Source organism: Pseudomonas sp. RIT-PI-o, assembly GCF_001297215.1.
GTDB lineage: Bacteria > Pseudomonadota > Gammaproteobacteria > Pseudomonadales > Pseudomonadaceae > Aquipseudomonas > Aquipseudomonas moraviensis_A.
In genome coordinates, this window is the sequence record NZ_LHPA01000018.1 from 23,522 (window position 1) to 43,658 (window position 20,137).

Genomic DNA, 20,137 nt, shown 5'->3' on the forward strand with positions numbered 1-20,137 from the left:
TAGAGTGTGATTAGAAGATACAGATGAACAGCAAAAACCAGTTCAGTTGCTGAAATAGTCGGAGGTGCGGGATGGGGAAAGGTCTGCTGACAGGGGGAAACATAAACAAAAAAAGAGTCCGTGAGGCCACGGACTCTGATCTCCGGATCTACGCCGGCTCGACTTGCAGTGCCACCCGTTCGCGGCATGGGCATTCGTCCATGTAGCGGTGTGCTTCGACGAACTCGTTGAACGGGAATACACGGGTTTTGAGCGGAAGCAACACACGGTCAGCGGTCAATTGGTTGATGTCGCGCAAGGCACGTTGCAACGCGACGTGGTCCTGGACAATGCCCAGCTCGGGTTTGCCGGTGAAGTTGCCGATGCAGTGAACGAAGAACTGGATATTCTTCTGAAACGCTGCGCAAGCCGGGAACGGGGTCTGATTACCGCCCTGCAGGCCATACAGGACCAGACTGCCGCGTGGCGCCAGGACATCACCAAGCAACGACATCTGCGGGCCGCCCAGGCCATCGAAAACCACATCGACGCCACGGTTGTCGGTGATCTTGTTGATGCGCATCAACAGATCTTCCTCTTCGGTGACGATGACTTTTTCCGCACCGAGGGACAGCAGGTACTCGCGTTCCTCCGCCGATTTGGTCGCCGCGATCACTCGCACACCCAGCGCTTTACCGAGCTGGACAAACGAGGGGCCGGCGCAGTGACTGGCATCCGTCACCAGAGCAAATTGCCCGGGTTTGACCCGCGCCAGATCGGCATAGGCAAAGTAGGCAATCAGCAGCGGCGTGTAATGCACGCTGGCTTCGATCGGGCTGAGCACATCCGGGTAACGGGTCAGCGCCGTACGCGGCAGGACGATGGACTCGCCGTACACCGGATAGTCGTTCGGGCTTTCCGCCGGAAAACTGGCCACTTTGTCACCGACGGACAGGTCGTCTACATCAGCGCCCACGGCAGTGACCACACCGGCCATTTCGTGACCGAGGCCCGATGGCAGACGTGCCTGGGACGACGCCAGATTCTGACGCCACAGGGTGTCGTACCAACTGATGCCGATCGCCTCGACACGCACCTGCACTTCGCCAGGACCTGGCTGAGCGGCCGCATGCTCTTCGCATTTGAGCACCTCGGCCGGACCAAACTTGTGAAAACGGATCGTGCGGGACATCGCAAACCTCGTCAAAGTAACCTCTAATGCCATGAACTCTATCTGGGCTTTTGACCCAAGACCATCAGTGGCTATTAATAGTCGACATGCCTGTCATTGATTCCGCAGCAGGAGCGGCATTGGCAAAATCCATGAAAAAAGGCCTGCCACCGTCGCAGTAAAGCTGAATTTTCCGGTGCAGAGTACCAGCCTTTCCCCGTAAGATTCATGCCGGCCATTGTTCTCATATGGCCGCCCTCGTCAAGTTTGATGACTCTGCCAGGACTCCAGATGAATCGTAATGACCTGCGTCGTGTCGACCTGAACCTGCTGATCGTGTTCGAAACATTGATGCACGAACGCAGTGTGACTCGGGCCGCGGAAAAATTGTTCCTCGGCCAACCCGCCATCAGCGCGGCGTTATCGCGCCTGCGCAGCCTGTTTGACGATCCATTGTTTGTCCGCACTGGCCGCAGCATGGAGCCGTCCGCGCGCGCCGTGGAAATCTTCGCCCTGCTCTCACCCGCACTCGATTCGATCTCGACCGCCGTCAGTCGTGCCGCCGAATTTGACCCGGCGACCAGCACGTCAGTGTTTCGCATCGGCTTGTCCGACGATGTTGAGTTCGCGCTGCTGCCGATGCTGCTCAAGCGCCTGCGCGCCGAAGCACCGGGCATCGTCCTCGTGGTGCGCCGCGTCAACTACATATTGATGCCGGGCCTGCTCGCCTCCGGCGAGATTTCGATCGGCGTCAGCTACACCACCGACCTGCCGGCCAACGCCAAGCGCAAAGTCCTGCGCCGCAGCGCACCGAAGCTGCTGCGTGCCGACACCGTGCCGGGGCCGCTGAGCCTCGACGACTACTGCGCCCGACCGCACGCACTGGTGTCGTTCGCTGGCGACCTCAGTGGTTTTGTCGATGAAGAACTGGAAAAGCTGGGGCGCAAACGCCATGTGGTGCTGGCGGTGCCTCAGTTCAACGGATTGGGCACGCTGCTGGCGGGAACCGATATCGTCGCGACCGTCCCCGATTACACGGCTGAGGCACTGACGGCAGCTGGCGGTCTGCGTGCTGAGGATCCGCCACTGCCGACGCGTACGTTTGAATTGCACATGGCCTGGCGCGGGTCGCAGGATAATGATCCGGGAGAGCGGTGGTTAAGGTCGCGGATTCAGATGTTTTTTGGCGACCCGGATAGCCTGTAGCCGGATCTACTTGCCACCCGTCACATCCAGAAATGTCCCGGTGACAAACGAAGCCTCCGCGCTGGCCAGCCACAAGATGGCCCGCGCTACCTCTTCCGGCTGTCCGCCCCGACCCATCGGGATCGAATCCTTCACGCGATCAACCCGACCCGGTTCGCCGCCGCTGGCGTGCATGTCGGTATAGATGTGCCCCGGGCGAATGCAGTTGACCCGAATTCCTTCCCGCGCGACTTCCTTGGCAAAGCCGATGGTGAAGGTTTCCAGCGCGCCTTTGGATGCTGCGTAGTCGACGTATTCATTCGGGCTGCCCAGCCGGGCCGAGGCAGACGAAATGTTGATCACCACGCCGCCCGCTCCGTGGTGGCGCTGAGACATGCGCTTCACCGCCTGCTGCGCGCACAGGATCGGTCCCAGAGCATTGACCGCGAAAATACGCTGCATGCGTTCGAAGCTCAGGTCTTCCATACGTGACTGTTTCGCCAGCACACCAGCGTTATTCACCAGAACGTCGATGCGCCCGAATGAGCGATCGATGGCCGCGAACAGTTCAGCGACCTGCTGCGGGTCAGCACTGTCAGCACGCACCGCCAGCGCCTTGCGCCCCAATGCTTCAACATCGGCCACCACCGCCAGCGCGGCGGACTCGTTGGCGACGTAGCTGATGGCAACGTCGTAGCCTTGTGATGCGGCGAGTCTGGCGGTGGCGGCGCCCACTCCGCGACTGCCGCCGGTGATCAGAATCAGCGGTGCTTGCGAGGCCTTGTGCATGTGACGTTCTCCTGAACAGTTGGGCTGTGTCAGCCGATGATGATGGCGCCGCAGGCGATGACCACGCACGCCAGCATTCGGCGGACGGTGAGCTTTTCGCCGAGGAACAAATAGCCGAGCAACGCAGCGAACAGCACGCTGGTTTCGCGCAGGGCCGATACCGCGCCCAGTGGCGCTTCGTTCATGGCGTAGATGACGATTGCGTAGGCCAGCAGCGAGACCAGCCCGCCGACCACCGCGGTGAGCATTCCGGGCCGCACGGAAAACAGGCTACGGGCGTCGCGCAGGCCGATATAGACCACCGGCATCAACACGCCCCACAGGGCACTCATCCACACCGTGTACGCGAGTGGCGCTCCGGAAAGCCTGGCGCCAATGCCATCGACGACGCTGTAGGCGGCGATGAAGCATCCGGTGCCCAGTGCATAAGGCAAGCTCGGCACCGACAGGCTGCGTCCCCGGAACGCCAACGAAATAATCCCCCCGGACACCAGGCCAATGCCGAGCAGCTCAGCGGGAGTGATGGTTTCGCCGGCAAACAGTGCGGCGCCGAGGGTAATCAGCGCCGGCGATGAACCGCGGGAAATCGGGTAGATCTGCCCTAGATCGCCAACCCGATAGCTGCGCACCAGAAACAGGTTGTAGCCGACATGCAGCAATGCCGAGAGCAGCGCATAACCCCAGCTCTCAGGTGCAGGCGGGGCCATGAAAACGGCGGCGGCGGCGCAGACGATGGCGATGGCGACGCACATCATTGTCATCGACCAGAGCCGATCGGCGCCGCCGCGCAGCAGCGCGTTCCAGCTGGCGTGCAGGAGCGCGGCGAACAGGACGAGGAGTACGAGATGGATAGGCATGGCGCATTCTAGGCATCCCCGGCGCCGGTGTTACAGAGAAGTCTGCTCATTGCACCATGAGCAGAAGCTCATACTTCACAGTTGTGCGCTCTGCACCTTCAACGCTTCCCCAAGCAACCATTGGCGAAATCTGAGTATGTGCGGCTGGGCTTCGATGCCTTTGGGGCAGACGAAATAGTAGGCAAGCGGCGATGGGAAAGGCACGTCGAACAGCCTCACCAGGCGACCGTCGCCGATTTCATTCTCGACATGGCCGCTGCGCACCAGCGCCACGCCCTGACCGAGCAACGCGGCTTCCACCGTCATGTTGGTGTCGCCGAACCTGACGCTCTCGCGCAGCGGCGAAAACCCGAGACCGATGGATTGAAACCACACCTCCCATTTCGGCACCAGCTCGGCGCCGTCGCGGGTCAGCAAGGGCATTTGCAGCAACTCTGCGGGACTGCCCGGCATGCCGACGCGCTGCAGCAGTTCAGGGCTCGCCACGGGAAACACCTGCTCGCCAAACAGGAACTCCGTGTACAGACCGGGATAATTGCCTTTGCCCAAGCGGATCGCGACGTCGGCTTCGCCGTTGGCGAAGTGAATGATCTTGTCCGTGGTGTCCAGTGACACCAGCAATTCCGGATGCTGGCGTGACAGGCTCGGCAAGCGTGGCAGCAACCACTTCAAGGCAAAGGAGTAGGTGGTGCTGACGCGCAGCCGCACCCTGCCCTTTTGTTCGCGCAAATCGTCCAGCGTCGCCTCCAGACTGATGAAAAACTCGCGCACGATCGGCGCCAGCGTAGCGCCCGCTGCCGTGAGGCGTAACGCCTTGCCGCGTTCGAACAACTGCAGCCCCCACAAATCCTCCAGATGTCGCAGCTGATGACTGACTGCGCTCTGGGTCACGTGCAGTTCCTGCGCGGCCGCGGTGAACGTCGGGTGTCGGGTGGCGACTTCAAAAGCGCGCAGCGTTGCGGTCGGGGGCAGGTCTCGCATACAGAAGGGTTCCGGAGATGGGCGAAGGATCGGAGCATGAGTCTCCATTCATGTTAGAGCGAAACGCCACTGTTTTCAGCCAGTCGTACCTGGTCACACTGCCATAACACGATGATGGCAAAGAGCCGTGACAAATCGCGCGATAGAGATTAAATTACCGCCGCCCCGCCGATGGAGGGTCGGGCATTCGCATTCAGTTAAGGAAAACGATGGCAATGGTCTATTGTCGTGCTTGCGCCAAGGAGCTCCATGAGACGGCGCTCACCTGCCCCCAATGCGGGGCGAGCCAACAGGCCTTTGTGCCATCTTCGCAAGCCGGGATTCCCTGGCTGGCCATCGTTTCGCTGATCTTCGGAATTATCTGCGCTATCACTCTGTTTGATGATTCCGATTGGGACTTCGAAACGATCCTCGGCGTCGGACTGTTCAGCGTCGCAGGTCTGGCTTGCGGCATCATCTCCATCAACGAAAAACACCCCGGAAGAAACCTCGCGATCGCCGGCATCATATTGTCAGGCCTGACCGCGCTGGTTCTTTTCTGTCTATCGATCCAATAATTTTAGGGAAAAAATATGAGCATGGTTTACTGCCGCGGTTGCGCCAAGGAAATCAGTACGCTAGCGCTGGCGTGCCCTCAGTGCGGCGCGCCTCAGGCGGCTCCGCAGGCCTACCCAAGCGGCCCTGCCATCACGACAGGCAACCCTTACCTTGAGGCGTTGAAGAATTACGCCGTGTTCAACGGTCGCGCCACGCGCCGTGAATACTGGTTGTTCTTCCTGATCAACATGGGCGTCGCGTTCGTGGTGGGCTTCATTGACGGCTTTGCCAACACTGGTGGCGTGCTGCAAGGCCTTTATAATCTGGCGCTGCTGATCCCGAGCATTGCTGTCGGCGTGCGCCGTATGCACGACACGGATCGCAGTGGCTGGTGGTTGCTGCTGCCGATCGTCAACATCGTTTTCCTGGCGCAGGACAGCCAGCCTGGGCCGAACCGTTTCGGTGCCAACCGCAAAGGCATCAACTGACACAACGGCAACACGCTGACCGGAACGGCCTTCATGGCCGTTTCTTCATTTATGGTCGAGGATTTTCAATTGCGGTGAATCATTGCGAATCGCGCAACACAGAATTGCCTTGAAGCCGATTGATAGGCACCTAACGAAAGGTGCATGCTAGAGGGCTGTCTCGGCGCTTATATCATTCCGAATGATAGTTACCTTCGCTTCATTCGATTCGTGCCATCACACCCCCGCCGAGCATCATCCGCCCATCTTCAATACTTCGGCGGATTGCATCCATGGAACAATCACTCAAACATTTGCGCTTCCCGTTGGCCATGCTGGCCGTACTGGTGATGAGCGCCTGCGGCAAAACTCCGGAGACTGCCGGCGCCCCGCCCGCTGCCAAAGTCAGCGTAGCCAAGGTGCTGGAACAACCGGTCAACGAGTGGGATGAATTTACCGGGCGTCTCGAAGCGCCGGAAACCGTAGAGATCCGGCCACGGGTTTCGGGCCAGATCGATCAGGTCGCCTTCACCGAAGGCGCACTGGTCAAGAAAGGTGACCTGCTGTTCCAGATCGACCCGCGTCCGTTCCAGGCCGAGGTACGCCGCCTCGAAGCCTTGGTCGCCCAAGCCCGCGCCACCGCCACTCGCAGCGAAAACGAAGCAGCTCGCGGTGAACGCCTGCGCACCAGCAACGCCATTTCCGCTGAACTGGCCGACTCGCGCACCAGCGCCGCCCAAGAGGCCCGCGCCGCCGTCGGTGCTCTGCAAGCACAACTGGACCTGGCCAAACTGAACCTGAGCTTCACCCGCGTTACCGCACCGATCAGTGGCCGCGTCAGCCGCGCCGAAATCACTGCCGGCAACCTGGTGACCGCCGACACCACTGCGCTGACCAGCGTCGTCTCCACCGACAAGGTCTACGCCTACTTCGACGCCGACGAACGCGTGTTCCTCAAATACACCCAACTGGCCCGCAACGGCCAGCGCGGCGCAACCACGCCGGTGTACATGGGCCTGTCCAACGAGGACGGCAACCCGCACCTGGGCCAGATGAACTTCGTCGACAATCAGGTCAATCCGAAAACCGGCACCATCCGTGGTCGCGCCGTGTTCGACAACGCTGACGGCACCTACACCCCGGGCCTCTATGCACGACTGAAACTGGTCGGCAGCGGCACCTATAACGCCATGTTGATCAACGACGAAGCCGTTGGCACTGACCTGGGCAAGAAGTTCGTGCTGGTGATGGATGGCGACAACAAGACCGCCTACCGCGCCGTCGAGCTCGGTCCGAAGATCGAAGGCCTGCGCATCGTTCGCAACGGTCTGAACAAGGACGACACCATCATCGTCAAGGGGCTGCAGCGGGTTCGTCCCGGCTCTCCGGTTACCCCTGAAGTGATTCCGATGGCCAGCGAGCAGACCCTCGCCGCCCTTGCTCAACAACGTCAAGCGCTGGAAGCCAGCAACCTGCCCAAAGTTGCCCCTGCCAAGGGCGCATCGGGTTCGGCTGCGAAGCTGGCTGCTACGACCCCACGCGGTTAAGGGACGACAACTCCGATGAATTTTTCCCAATTCTTCATTTCCCGGCCGATCTTCGCAGCGGTGCTCTCGCTGTTGATCCTGATCGCCGGTGCGATCTCGCTGTTCCAGTTGCCGATCAGTGAATACCCGGAAGTCGTGCCGCCGACCGTGGTCGTGCGCGCCAACTTCCCGGGCGCCAACCCCAAGGTCATCGGTGAAACCGTAGCCGCTCCGCTGGAGCAGGCGATCACGGGTGTCGAGAACATGCTGTACATGTCCTCGCAATCGACCGCTGACGGCAAGATCACCCTGACCATCACCTTCGCCCTGGGCACTGACCTGGACAACGCGCAGGTGCAGGTGCAGAACCGGGTGACCCGAACCGAGCCGAAGCTTCCCGAGGAAGTGACGCGCATCGGTATCACCGTCGACAAGGCTTCGCCCGACCTGACCATGGTTGTGCACTTGACCTCGCCGGACAAGCGCTACGACATGCTCTACCTGTCCAACTACGCGATCCTCAACATCAAGGACGAGCTCGCTCGCCTGGGTGGTGTCGGTGACGTGCAGTTGTTCGGTATGGGTGACTACTCGCTGCGAGTCTGGCTCGACCCGAACAAGACCGCTTCGCGCAATCTGACCGCGACCGATGTGGTCACCGCCATTCGCGAGCAAAACCGTCAGGTCGCCGCCGGTCAACTGGGCGCGCCCCCTGCCCCGACCGCGCAAAGCTTTCAGCTGTCGGTCAACACTCAGGGCCGTCTGGTCTCCGAGGAAGAGTTCGAGAACATCGTCATTCGCTCTGGCGACGACGGGGAGATCACCCGTCTCAAAGACATCGCTCGCGTCGAACTCGGCTCCAGTCAGTACGCCCTGCGTTCGTTGCTGAACAACCAGCCGGCCGTAGCGATTCCGATCTTCCAGCGTCCGGGCTCCAACGCCATCGACATTTCCAACGAAGTGCGCGGCAAGATGGAAGAGCTGAAGAAAGGCTTCCCCCAGGGCATGGACTACAGCATCGTTTATGACCCGACGATCTTCGTCCGCGGTTCGATCGAGGCGGTGGTTCACACCCTGTTCGAAGCACTGATCCTCGTGGTGCTGGTGGTAATTCTGTTCCTGCAGACCTGGCGCGCTTCGATCATTCCGTTGGTCGCGGTTCCGGTATCGTTGATCGGTACGTTTGCGGTCATGCACCTGTTCGGTTTCTCACTCAACGCCCTGTCGCTGTTCGGTCTGGTACTGGCCATCGGTATCGTGGTCGACGACGCCATCGTGGTGGTAGAGAACGTCGAACGGAACATCGAACTCGGACTGACGCCGGTCGAAGCCACCAAACGTGCCATGCGCGAAGTGACCGGGCCGATCATCGCAACGGCACTGGTGTTGTGTGCAGTGTTTGTTCCGGCGGCGTTCATTTCCGGCCTCACCGGGCAGTTCTACAAACAGTTCGCTCTGACCATCGCCATCTCGACCGTGATCTCGGCGTTCAACTCGCTGACCCTGTCGCCCGCGCTGGCCGCTGTGTTGCTGAAAAGCCACGACGCGCCGAAAGACCGCTTCTCGAAGGTGCTCGACAAGATCTTCGGGGGCTGGCTGTTCCGTCCGTTCAACCGCTTCTTCGACCGCGCCAGCCATGGCTACGTCGGCACCGTGCGCCGGGTCATCCGCGGCAGCGGCATCGCTCTGCTGCTGTACGCAGGCCTGATGGTGCTGACCTTCTTCGGTTTCTCCAGCACGCCGACCGGTTTCGTACCGGGCCAGGACAAGCAATACCTGGTGGCCTTCGCGCAATTGCCGGACGCCGCGAGCCTGGATCGCACCGAAGACGTGATCAAGCGCATGTCCGACCTCGCGCTGAAACAGCCAGGCGTGGAAAGCGCCGTAGCGTTCCCGGGCCTGTCGATCAACGGCTTCACCAACAGCCCGAACGCCGGCATCGTCTTCGTGACCCTGAAACCGTTCGACGAGCGTAAAGACCCGAGCATGTCCGCCGGCGCGATTGCCGGTGCCTTGAACGGTCAGTACGCGAACATTCAGGAAGCGTACATGGCGATCTTCCCGCCACCGCCGGTACAGGGCCTGGGCACCATTGGTGGTTTCCGCCTGCAAATCGAAGACCGGGGCAACCTGGGCTACGACGAGCTGTACAAAGAAACCATGAACATCATCAACAAGAGCCACAACGTGCCGGAACTGGCCGGTCTGTTCACCAGCTACACGGTGAACGTGCCGCAGGTCGATGCCGCCATCGACCGGGAAAAAGCCAAGACCCACGGCGTGGCCGTCAGCGACATCTTCGACACCCTGCAGATCTACCTGGGTTCGCTGTATGCCAACGACTTCAACCGCTTCGGGCGTACCTATCAGGTCAACGTTCAGGCCGAACAACAGTTCCGTCTTGAATCCGATCAGATCGGTCAACTGAAAGTACGCAACAACAAAGGCGAAATGATCCCGCTGGCGACCTTCATCAAGGTCAGCGACACCTCCGGGCCGGATCGGGTAATGCACTACAACGGCTTCATCACCGCGGAAATCAACGGTGCCGCAGCCCCCGGCTACAGCTCGGGCCAGGCGGAAAAAGCCATCGAGAAACTGCTCAAGGAAGAACTTCCGAACGGCATGACCTACGAATGGACCGATCTGACGTACCAGCAGATTCTGTCCGGCAACACCGCGCTGTTCGTGTTCCCGCTCTGCGTACTGCTGGCGTTCCTGGTACTCGCCGCGCAATACGAAAGCTGGAGCCTGCCACTGGCAGTGATCCTGATCGTACCGATGACCCTGCTGTCCGCCATCACCGGTGTGATCATTTCCGGCGGTGACAACAACATCTTCACCCAGATCGGCTTGATCGTACTGGTGGGACTTGCCTGCAAGAACGCGATTCTGATCGTAGAGTTCGCCAAGGACAAACAGGAAGAAGGCCTCGACCCGCTCGCTGCGGTTCTGGAAGCCTGCCGCCTGCGTCTGCGGCCGATCCTGATGACCTCCTTCGCGTTCATCATGGGCGTGGTGCCACTGGTGTTCTCCAGCGGTGCCGGTGCCGAGATGCGTCACGCCATGGGTGTGGCGGTGTTCTCCGGGATGCTTGGGGTGACCTTCTTCGGTCTGCTGCTGACGCCGGTGTTCTACGTGCTGATCCGTAACTTCGTTGAACGCAGTGAGCAGCGCAAAGCGGCCAAGGCACACACTCTTCAAAAGCCACTGGAGGCGCACCAATGAGTCTGAAAGTCTTCCTGCCGAGTCTGCTGGTGCTGGCCCTCAGCGCCTGCGCCGTCGGCCCCGACTACAAGACCCCAGCCACGGAGGCGGCCAACATCACGACCGCCACCGACGGCGCCGCCGGACAAAAGAACTTCGACCGTTCGAAATTCGAAGGCATCTGGTGGCAGCAATTCGACGATCCGACCCTCAACCAGTTGGTAAGTCAGTCGCTGCAAGGCAACCGTGAACTGCGCGTGGCGTTCGCCCGCTGGAAAGCCGCCCGGGCGATCCGCGACGACGCCAGCAACGACGCGATGCCGACCATCACCAGCCGCGCCAGCAGTGACTTGGGCAAAGGCCAGATTCCCGGCCAGACCACCGACCGGGTCAATAGCGAACGCTATGACCTGGGTCTGGACATGGCCTGGGAGCTCGACCTGTTCGGGCGCATCCAGCGCAATCTGGAAGCCAGCGACGCCGACCAGCAGGCTGCCGAAGCCGATCTGTACCAGTTGCAAGTCACCATGATTGCCGAACTGGTCGACGCCTACGGTCAACTGCGCGGCGCGCAGCTGCGGGAAAAAATCGCCGTGGCCAACCTCAACAACCAGGACGAGTCGCGCAAGATCACCATCAGCCTGCGTGATGCCGGTGTCGGTGATCAGCTCGATGTCGAGCGCGCCGATGCGCGTCTGGCCAACGTCGAAGCCAGCGTGCCGCAGTTGCAAGCGGAACAGGTCCGGCAGAAAAACCGTATTGCCACCCTGCTCGGTGAACGCCCGGACAAACTGACCGTGGATCTGAGTCCGAAAGACTTGCCGGCGATTGCCAAAGCGCTGCCGATCGGTGATCCGGGTGAACTGCTGCAACGTCGTCCCGACATCCTCAGCGCCGAGCGGCAACTGGCTTCGGCCACTGCGCGCATCGGCGTGGCCAAAGCCGACCTGTTTCCCCGGGTCAGCCTCAGCGGCTTCCTCGGCTGGACGGCGGGGCGCGGCTCGCAGATCGGTTCCTCGGCGGCCAACGCCTGGGCGCTCGGCCCGAGTATTACCTGGGCTGCGTTTGACCTCGGCAGCGTCCGCGCTCGTCTGCGTGGCGCTGACGCCGATGCCGAAGGCGCACTGGCCAACTACGAGCAACAAGTGCTGCTGGCTCTGGAAGAATCGGAAAACGCTTTCAGTGATTACGGCAAACGTCAGCAACGCTTGATTTCGCTCATTCGTCAGAGCGAATCGAGTCGCAAGGCCGCTGATCTGGCGGAAATCCGCTACCGCGAAGGCACCACCGATTTCCTCGTCCTGCTCGACGCCCAACGTGAGCGCCTGAACGCCGAAGACAGTCAGGCCCAGGCCGAAGTCGATCTGTATCGCGGCATCGTCGCGATCTACAAGGCCCTCGGCGGTGGCTGGCAACCGGAGACAGTCGCCAGCCAGTAAAGATTGTTAAAGAGCTCCTTTGGTTGGCCGCAACCAACCAATTTTTTTGCCCCGCGTATCATTCGGTCGCGGGGTTTTTTTATGCCCTTGAGCAGCGCTTGAATTCCTTGTGGGAGCGAGCCTGCTCGCTCCCACAGTGGTTCATGGGCGGTCTTGAGATTTGTGATCCTCCAAAACCGTCACTGTGGCCGTTGTGCCCGCGCGCAGGCGGTTCTTCCCGGCAAAATCACCATCAATGCCAATGCGCACCGGCACCCGCTGCGCCAGTTTCACCCAGGTGTAGCTCGGGTTGATGTTCGCCAGCAGTCGACTGCCCGGCGCGTTCTCGCGGTCGGCAATGGCGAAGGCGATGCTTTCTACCGTGCCGCCGAAGCTCTCGCCGCTCATCAACTGAATGCGCACCCGGTCGCCCTCCTCGATTCGCGGCAGCTTGGTTTCTTCGAAATAACCGCTGACGTAGAACGAATCACTGTCGACCAGCGCCAGCAGTGCTCCGCCTGCCTGCGCGTAGTCACCCTGGCGGGTCAGCAGGTTGGTCACGTAACCGCTGACCGGCGATTCGACACGGGTGCGCTGCAGATCCAGTTCGGCTTGAGTCAGCGCGGCAATCGCCAGTTGCACATTGGCCTCAGCCAGCCCGAGGTTGGCCTGATTGCGCAACAGATCCGCCTGGGCAACCGCCACGTCGGTGCTGGATTTCTCCCACTCCTCACCGGAAATCGCGAAGCCTTGCTTTAGCGTGCGTCGCCGACGTTCTTCGCTCTGGCGTTGTTTGAGCAGGGCTTCACTGGCGACGATCGCCGCTTGCGATTGCCCCAGCGAAGCCTTGGACACTTCCACCGAACGCCGGGCATGCTCGACCGCCAATTGATAGCGCGCCGGATCGATCTCCAGCAGCAATTGGCCCTTGTCGACATGCTGGTTGTCCTGCACCGCCAGTTTGACGATACGCCCCGAAACATCTGCCGACAGCGTCACCACATCCGCCCTCACCCGGGCATCCCGCGTCCACGGCGCGCGGGTGTAATACTCCCAGGCGAACCAGCCAAGGACGATCGCCAGGATCACCACAGCCACGGTCATCATTCGTGCAACTAGCGCTTTCAAGACATCAGGCTCCCATCAACAGAATCAGCGTGGCACAGACACAGGCGTACAGCGCGCCCTCGAACAGCGCTTCATGCCAGACCAGGCGCAGTACGCCCAGGCGCCGCAGGCACCAGTCCAGCAACATGAAAATCGGAATCGCCAGTAACAGCGCTTGGGCAATCGGCGGCAGATAGACGCCGCCAATCTCGAAATCAATGGGCAAGTTGCGGTTCTCCTTGCAGGACTTGAGGTTGCAGATGCTCGCCGTGGCGCTCGAGGAACGACACCACAATCAGCAGCGCCACGCGCATACGGAACACCGACCATAAATGTTCGTGACTGTCGGCGTGCAGCTCGTCCAGCTCATCTCCGAGTTGGTGCAGCGTGGCAAGCAGTGCGGCGAGTTGCACATCACCGCGTCCGGCAACCAGGCGACCGGTTTTGCGTAACGCCGACGCCAGGCGCTGGCCGAACGCGTCGGTGAGCAATCCATTGTTCAAAGCCTGCTGCCGCAGTTGATGCATGGCGACGCCCACGGCCACGCAAGCCAGACTGATTTCGTACAGGCGCTGCATGGCGCGGTCGTTCGCCGCTGGGAGCAGGCCGAGCATGCTGGTCAGGCGATCGGTCATCCGACTCTCGAAGGCGAATTGTTGTTCATCGGTCGCCGGCATTTTGCTGAGCTGGTACACCTGCTCCCGCGCTTCGCCGTACAAACGGCGAATGCGCAAGTCCGGGCGGAAGGGAAAGATCAGTGCATAGACGATCAGGGCCAGCATCGCTGCACTGACATAAGCGCCGGCAAATTCGAACCATTGGATCGCCGTGTTCTGCCCGGTGCCGGTATTTTGCGGTCCGAGCATGAGAAAGCTCGACAGGCCGAGGCCCATGCCTATCCCGGCGGTGGCCGGACTGGAAATGCCCACGGCAATGGCATACAGCAGCGGCGCGAGCAGCAAGGCGAGCATCTCGAAATCACTGATCGCCGGCACCAGCATGAACTGATAGAGCGCCGACACCACCAGCGCCAGGCCCAGGCCCCGCGCATAGCTTTGCGCAGCCATCAGCGGACGCGGGAAGGTCGCCATCAGCGAGCAGAGAATCCCCACCAGAATCATCCCGCCCCGGGCGCCATCCCACGCGGTTTCGATCCAGATCAGCCCGCTGACCAGAAGCGCAGTAAAAGCGCGAATCGCGTTCATCGAGGCCAGGGTGAAATCCAGGTGCAACGGACTGCTCTGGCCGCGATACAGACAACTGGCCGGGCGCCCTTCCTGTATGGCGTCGCTCAGTTCGAGAATCTGGTCGAGTTGCTGCAGCAGGCGCGCCTGCTCCCAACGCAACGCCCACGCCAGTGAACGCAGGGTCGCGCTCATGTTCTCGGTCTGCTGCTCGGCCTTGTAGGCCAAGGCTTCGAACTGTTGCTGCAACGTGACGAAGCGCTGCCGATCGGCGCCAGACAGCGCGCGCCCCTGTTGCGCCAATTGCTTAAGCAATGCCAGTTCCTCGGCCCGCAGTTGCTGAACCTCCAGCGGCAGATCGCCCTCCCAGCGCTCGATGAGCAATTCGCGTTGATGCCGCAGCGCGGTCAGTCGCGACGTCAGCAACGTCAGCTGATTGCCGAGCAGCAATACCAGGTTGTCGGCACTGCGCAGACGCGGCGCATCGAAATACAAATGGCGCCGCAACCCTTCCAGTGCGCTGATTTCACCGAGCAGTTGCATCTGCCGACGCTGGAACTCGGCTTCGCTTTCTTCCGTGCGAAGCACCTCGGCGGCGTGGCTGGCCGCCAGTTTGATCACCTGATCGATTTTGGCGAAATAGCCCTTGGCGACAGCTTCAGGCCGGGCCGTGAGCAAGCTGACCACGCACACGCAGGCCACCGCCAGCAGGGTTTCGGTGACTCGGGTGACGGCGAGCAAAAAGGTGCCGTCCTGATCTGGAATCGCCAGCAACGCCACAACCACTGCGGTGTAGCCACTGAGCACGAACGCCTGCGAGCTGGTGTAGCGCAACAACGTGCCGCCCGCCGTGCACAGCGCCAGCCACAACGCCAATGTGGTAATGAACGGCAGCGGCGCCTGAGGAAATATCGCCATGATCAGCACTGCCACCGCCGCACCCACGGTGGTGCCGATCACCTGACCGAAACTGCGCGCCAGCGCCATCCCCGCCAGTGGCTGGCTGACAATCACCACGGCCATGATCGACCATTTCGGCTGTTCGAGATCGAAAATGAACGCCAGATAAAGGGTCAACAGCCCGGCGGCGATGGTCCGCAGGGCAAACAGCAAAACAGCCTGACCAGGATGGATCAAAGCCTTGAAATAGGTGAACAGCGCTGACATGGGCACACTCTTTAAAACGACTTCTGCAAGCGTAGACACTGCAACAAAAGCCTGACGGATTTCACAGTCGACACGTGTCGTAGGACGTTTCGCTGGCAAGGGTTTGACTCACGCGCCAAGCTGACCGAAGCTTGCCGCTCTGCTCAAGTTCGAAGCTTTCGGAAACCCGCATGATTCAGTCCCGCCGCAACCTGCTGATCGGCCTAGGCCTCGTACTGATCCTCGGCGTCATCTGGCTGTCCTTGCGCAGCAGCACACCGACCATTCCCGATGCTATCAAACATGGCTACAGCGAAGCGCTCAACGCCGCCCGTACCGGTGAACCCGGAGCGGCGCGCCAGTTGTACCAGCAATTGGGCCGCCCGGACATCTCGGTCAAGCGCCGGGTCTGGCTGCATGGCGAGCTGCCCAATTATCCGAGTCCGCAGGCACTGAAACTCGCTGATATCGACTTGCACCACGAAGCGCCACAAGTGCGCGTCGCGGCGATCAGAAGCATCGTCGGCCTCGTACCCGGCGGGCAGCGCAGTCTGTTGCTCGGGCCGTTGCTCGACGATGAAGAACAAACGGTCCGTTTTGCCGCAATCAATGCCCTGCTCGGCCTGACGCCTGACGAGCTGGGCCTGTATTTCGCGCCGCTGCAGCAGGCCATCGATGGCTGGCAGCAGAATCTCGAAAGCCAGCCGGAAAGCGCCGCCCATTATGCGCAATTGGCCCGCCTGTATATTCACAACGCCGAGTACAAACAGGCTCAAGAGGCCTTGGACAATACCTTGCGCCTGGAGCCCGGCAACCTGCCGGCGCTGGTCATGCAAATCGATGTACTCGATCGCCAGGGTCAAAGCGATGCCGCTCGCCAGTTACTCGCCCGCCAGCTCAAGGCGCAGCCTGATTCGGCCTATCTGCAGCACGCCCTCGGTCTGTGGCTGCTGCATCACGGCCAGCGCGAATACGCGCTGCTGGGCCTGTCCAAAGCCGTCGAGCTGGAGCCCGACAACAAGGATTATCGCTACGACCTTGCCACCACTCTGCACAGCGCAGAAGAGCTGGAAGCGGCGCAGAAACAATTGCAGGAAATCGTCCAGCGCCACCCCGCCGACCGCAAGGCGCGGGTGCTGCTGATCAATTACTGGAAGGAAAGCGGCCAGTTGCAGAATGTACAGATTCTGCTGGCGCAACTCGAACAACTGAATCCAGACGACCCGGCCCTGCAACAAGGTCTTTAATCAAGCTATAGCGGGTGCAATCGGCCACCTGTCCAAAGAAAAAGCGGAACCGTGAACACGCCCTGAGGTCAAGTTACTCAGGCGGCTCACCTAAGCCAGCCGCCGTACCCTAGTCATAAGAGGGCATTTTTTGACTACATCAAACGAGTTGATCAGTGCGAAAGCTGCCGTTGGCATCGCAGGTCTGGATGACATCCTCGCCGGTGGCCTGTCTCGCGGCCATGTGTTTTTGCTCGAGGGTGAACCCGGGACCGGCAAAACCACGGTAGCTCTGCATTTCCTCCGCGCCGGAGCGCTGGCGGGGGAACGCTGCCTGTACATCACTCTCTCGGAAACCGAGAAAGAACTGCGTCAAGGTGCACTCTCCCATGGCTGGGAGCTGAACGAGAACATCCAGATCTTCGAACTGACGCCGCCGGAAAGCCTGCTGAACGCCGAGCACCAGCAAAGTCTGCTGTACTCCTCGGACCTTGAGCTGGGTGAGGCGACCAAGCAGATTTTCGAAGTGGTCGAGCGCTTCAAACCGACCCGCGTGGTGCTCGACAGCCTCTCGGAAATCCGTCTGCTGGCGCAAAGCTCCTTGCGCTATCGTCGGCAGATCCTGGCGATCAAGCACTACTTTGTGCGCTACGACGCCACCGTCCTGTTGCTCGATGACCTGACCACAGAGTCCCTCGACAAAACCGTGCACAGTGTCGCCCACGGCGTCATCCGCCTTGAAGAGCTGACACCGAGCTACGGCGCCGAGCGTCGTCGAGTACGAGTGGTCAAGTATCGCGGACAGAAATACCGTGGCGGTTTCCATGACTTCACCATCATGGGCGACGGCGTCCACGTCTTTCCACGCCTGGTGGCGGCCGAACATCGCGGCGATTACGCACGTCTGCAGTTGTCCAGCGGTATCCCGCAAATGGACGCCCTGCTCGGTGGCGGTATCGAAACCGGCTCAAGCACGCTGATTCTCGGCCCGGCCGGTACCGGCAAATCACTGATTTCGATGATCTTCGCTGCCGCTGCGGTGGCTCGCGGCGAGAAAGCCGCGCTGTTCATTTTCGATGAAGAGCTGGGCTTGCTGTTCGAGCGTATGCGCCATATCGGCATCGACCTTAAAGCCTTGCAGGCGACTGGCAATCTGCTGATCGAGCAAGTGGACGCCGCTGAGCTGTCGCCCGGTGAGTTGTCGCATCGCGTGCGCCGTTGCGTTGACGAGCGCGACATCAAGACCGTCGTTATCGACAGCATCAACGGTTATCAAGCGGCGATGCCGGAAGAAAATGCGCTGGTGCTGCACATGCATGAGCTGCTGCTGTACCTCAACCGTAAAGGCGCAGCGACCTTCATGACTGTTGCCCAGCACGGTCTGGTCGGCGACATGCAGGCGCCGGTGGATATCACCTACCTGGCCGACACGGTGATTCTGTTGCGTTACTTCGAAGCCCTGGGCAAGGTCCGTCGGGCCATTTCGATTATCAAAAAACGCACCGGTAGCCACGAATCGACCATTCGCGAATACCGGATTTCCTCGCGCGGCATGACCATCGGTCAACCGCTGGAATCCTTCCAGGGCGTGCTGCGTGGCGTGCCGACCTACATCGGAGCGGGTAATCCGCTGCTCGAGGATGAAAGCTTGTGACGGTCAATACCCCGTTGGCCGAACGGGTGCTGATTCTGGCGCCCATGGGTCGCGACGGTCAGATTGCGCTGATGATCCTCAATGAGGCCGGTTACGGTGGCCTGATTGCGCCGGATCTTGGCGCTCTGCGGACCGAGCTGGAACTCGGCGCAGGGCTGCTGCTGATTGCCGCCGAAGCGCTGCGCGGGCCGGAACTCGGTGATCTGATCGAGTACCTCGATCAGCAACCCGCATGGTCGGATCTGCCAATCGTCCTGCTGACTCATCACGGCGGCGAGGAACAGGGGCCGCCGTCGCGACTGAGCGCGCTGCTGGGCAACGTGACGTTTCTCGAACGACCTTTCCATCCCGCGACGCTGGTCAGTCTGGTCTCCGCCGCCCTGCGCGGGCGGCGACGACAATATGAAGCGCGCGATCGTCTGATCGACCTGAGTGAAAGCGAACGACGCCTGCAATCGACCCTGGAAACCCTCGAGCAGCAGGTCGAAGAACGCACCGCGCAACTTCGCCACAATGAAGAAGCCCTGCGCCAATCGCAGAAAATGGAAGCGGTCGGCCAACTCACCGGCGGTATCGCCCATGACTTCAACAACATGCTCACCGGCATTATCGGTAGCCTCGAACTGCTGCGCCGACGTCTGGCCAGGGGGCGTACCGAGGATCTCGACAGCCTGATCGATCTCGGCGTGACGTCCGCCAACCGCGCCGCCGGCTTGACCCATCGCCTGCTGGCGTTCTCGCGCCGTCAGTCACTCGACCCGAAAGCCGTGCAAATGAACACGCTGGTGCTATCGATGGGCGAGCTGCTGCAACGCAGCCTCAATGAAAGCATTCATCTGGAAATGCGCCTCGACGACAACCTCTGGGTGGCCGAAGCCGATCCCAATCAACTCGAAAGCGCCCTGCTCAATCTGGTAATCAACGCCCGTGATGCGATGCCCGAGGGCGGCAAACTGGTGGTGGAGACCAGCAATCAGGTTCTGCATCGCGATTTCACTGCGGCTTACAGCAATCTGGAACCGGGCGACTACGTGATGCTCAGCGTCACTGACAACGGCAGCGGCATGCCGCAGAGCGTAGTCAGCCGCGCGTTCGATCCGTTCTTCACCACCAAGCCGATCGGCCAGGGCACCGGGTTGGGCCTGTCGATGATCTATGGCTTTAGCAAGCAATCACGCGGGCATGTGTCGATCGATAGTGAAGTCGATCAAGGCACCACTGTCAGACTGTATCTGCCGCGTTTTCGCGGTGAGGAAGCCGAGCAACCGGTCTCGGATTCACAACAGGCGCCCTACGCGATGGACGGCGAAACCGTGTTGATCGTCGAAGACGACCCGGCGGTGCGGGTGTTGGTCAGCGCCGTGCTCAGTGAGTTGGGTTACGCGTTCGTAGAAGCCAGTGACGCCGATGGCGCCGTGCCGATCCTCAACTCGACGCAGCGCATCGATCTGCTGATCAGCGACGTCGGTCTGCCGGGCATGAATGGTCGGCAACTGGCGGAGGTCGGTCGGCAATATCGACCGGGTCTGAAAGTCTTGTTCATTACCGGTTATGCCGAGCACGCGGCGGTGCGTGGTGGCTTCCTCGACTCGGGGATGCAGATGATCACCAAGCCCTTCACCTTTGATCTGCTCACCGCAAAGGTGCGCGAGATGATCAATAGCTAAAACAACCGGCGCCGTGATGACGGATTACGGCGCCCG

At 60.8% G+C, this 20,137-nt stretch carries 16 protein-coding genes; 9 read left to right on the forward strand and 7 right to left on the reverse strand.

The window, feature by feature from the left end; translation table 11 throughout:
• Positions 1-148 precede the first annotated feature (148 nt).
• Complete coding sequence (locus tag AEQ63_RS07940) at positions 149-1,171, reverse strand: zinc-dependent alcohol dehydrogenase family protein (protein ID WP_064362651.1); 1,023 nt, start codon at positions 1,169-1,171, stop codon at positions 149-151.
• A gap of 270 nt (positions 1,172-1,441) precedes the next feature.
• On the opposite strand from AEQ63_RS07940, the gene AEQ63_RS07945 reads away from it, so the two are divergent.
• Positions 1,442-2,356, forward strand: coding sequence for a LysR family transcriptional regulator (locus AEQ63_RS07945; RefSeq protein ID WP_042610061.1), 915 nt, complete (start codon positions 1,442-1,444; stop codon positions 2,354-2,356).
• A 6-nt stretch (positions 2,357-2,362) separates the two neighbouring features.
• Here the strand turns inward: AEQ63_RS07945 and AEQ63_RS07950 are convergent, their stop codons facing one another.
• From AEQ63_RS07950 to gcvA, 3 genes are all read right to left on the reverse strand, one after another.
• A complete protein-coding gene (locus AEQ63_RS07950) occupies positions 2,363-3,124 on the reverse strand; it encodes a glucose 1-dehydrogenase (RefSeq protein ID WP_064362654.1) in 762 nt (253 codons plus the stop codon).
• 29 nt (positions 3,125-3,153) lie between these two features.
• Positions 3,154-3,981 (reverse strand): DMT family transporter, encoded by an 828-nt coding sequence (locus AEQ63_RS07955; RefSeq protein WP_064362656.1) that lies wholly within the window; start codon positions 3,979-3,981, stop codon positions 3,154-3,156.
• A 75-nt stretch (positions 3,982-4,056) separates the two neighbouring features.
• Positions 4,057-4,962, reverse strand: a complete 906-nt coding sequence (gene gcvA / locus AEQ63_RS07960; protein WP_042610064.1) for a transcriptional regulator GcvA — start codon at positions 4,960-4,962, stop codon at positions 4,057-4,059.
• Between the two features lie 209 nt (positions 4,963-5,171).
• Between gcvA and AEQ63_RS07965 the strand changes: the two genes are divergently transcribed.
• The 5 genes from AEQ63_RS07965 (at position 5,172) to AEQ63_RS07985 (ending at position 12,138) form a co-directional block, all read left to right on the forward strand.
• On the forward strand, positions 5,172-5,519 hold the full coding sequence (locus AEQ63_RS07965) for a DUF4190 domain-containing protein (protein ID WP_064362658.1): 348 nt from the start codon (positions 5,172-5,174) through the stop codon (positions 5,517-5,519).
• A 15-nt stretch (positions 5,520-5,534) separates the two neighbouring features.
• Entirely contained in the window at positions 5,535-5,987 is a 453-nt protein-coding gene (locus AEQ63_RS07970; RefSeq protein WP_039761551.1) for a DUF805 domain-containing protein, read from the forward strand.
• Positions 5,988-6,259: 272 nt separating this feature from the next.
• A complete protein-coding gene (gene mexE / locus AEQ63_RS07975) occupies positions 6,260-7,513 on the forward strand; it encodes a multidrug efflux RND transporter periplasmic adaptor subunit MexE (RefSeq protein WP_039761553.1) in 1,254 nt (417 codons plus the stop codon).
• 15 nt (positions 7,514-7,528) lie between these two features.
• On the forward strand, positions 7,529-10,720 hold the full coding sequence (locus AEQ63_RS07980) for an efflux RND transporter permease subunit (protein ID WP_042610067.1): 3,192 nt from the start codon (positions 7,529-7,531) through the stop codon (positions 10,718-10,720).
• Positions 10,717-12,138: an efflux transporter outer membrane subunit gene (locus tag AEQ63_RS07985; RefSeq protein ID WP_064362660.1), complete on the forward strand. Its 1,422-nt coding sequence runs from the start codon at positions 10,717-10,719 to the stop codon at positions 12,136-12,138. The genes AEQ63_RS07980 and AEQ63_RS07985 overlap by 4 nt, the downstream gene beginning before the upstream one ends.
• A gap of 141 nt (positions 12,139-12,279) precedes the next feature.
• Here AEQ63_RS07985 and AEQ63_RS07990 read toward each other — a convergent pair whose 3' ends face one another.
• From AEQ63_RS07990 to AEQ63_RS08000, 3 genes are read right to left on the reverse strand one after another with little or no spacing between them, the layout of a single operon-like run.
• On the reverse strand, positions 12,280-13,224 hold the full coding sequence (locus AEQ63_RS07990) for a biotin/lipoyl-binding protein (RefSeq protein WP_401202046.1): 945 nt from the start codon (positions 13,222-13,224) through the stop codon (positions 12,280-12,282).
• Positions 13,225-13,249: 25 nt separating this feature from the next.
• On the reverse strand, positions 13,250-13,450 hold the full coding sequence (locus AEQ63_RS07995) for a DUF1656 domain-containing protein (RefSeq protein WP_016774855.1): 201 nt from the start codon (positions 13,448-13,450) through the stop codon (positions 13,250-13,252).
• Entirely contained in the window at positions 13,440-15,575 is a 2,136-nt protein-coding gene (locus AEQ63_RS08000) for an FUSC family protein (RefSeq protein ID WP_064362663.1), read from the reverse strand. The genes AEQ63_RS07995 and AEQ63_RS08000 overlap by 11 nt, the downstream gene beginning before the upstream one ends.
• A 170-nt stretch (positions 15,576-15,745) precedes the next feature.
• On the opposite strand from AEQ63_RS08000, the gene AEQ63_RS08005 reads away from it, so the two are divergent.
• From AEQ63_RS08005 to AEQ63_RS08015, 3 genes are all read left to right on the forward strand, one after another.
• On the forward strand, positions 15,746-16,801 hold the full coding sequence (locus AEQ63_RS08005; RefSeq protein WP_042610072.1) for a tetratricopeptide repeat protein: 1,056 nt from the start codon (positions 15,746-15,748) through the stop codon (positions 16,799-16,801).
• Between the two features lie 130 nt (positions 16,802-16,931).
• Positions 16,932-18,434, forward strand: a complete 1,503-nt coding sequence (locus AEQ63_RS08010; protein WP_064362665.1) for an ATPase domain-containing protein — start codon at positions 16,932-16,934, stop codon at positions 18,432-18,434.
• A complete protein-coding gene (locus AEQ63_RS08015) occupies positions 18,431-20,101 on the forward strand; it encodes an ATP-binding protein (RefSeq protein ID WP_064362667.1) in 1,671 nt (556 codons plus the stop codon). Before AEQ63_RS08010 ends, AEQ63_RS08015 begins: the two co-directional genes overlap by 4 nt.
• The last annotated feature ends 36 nt before the right edge of the window (positions 20,102-20,137 follow it).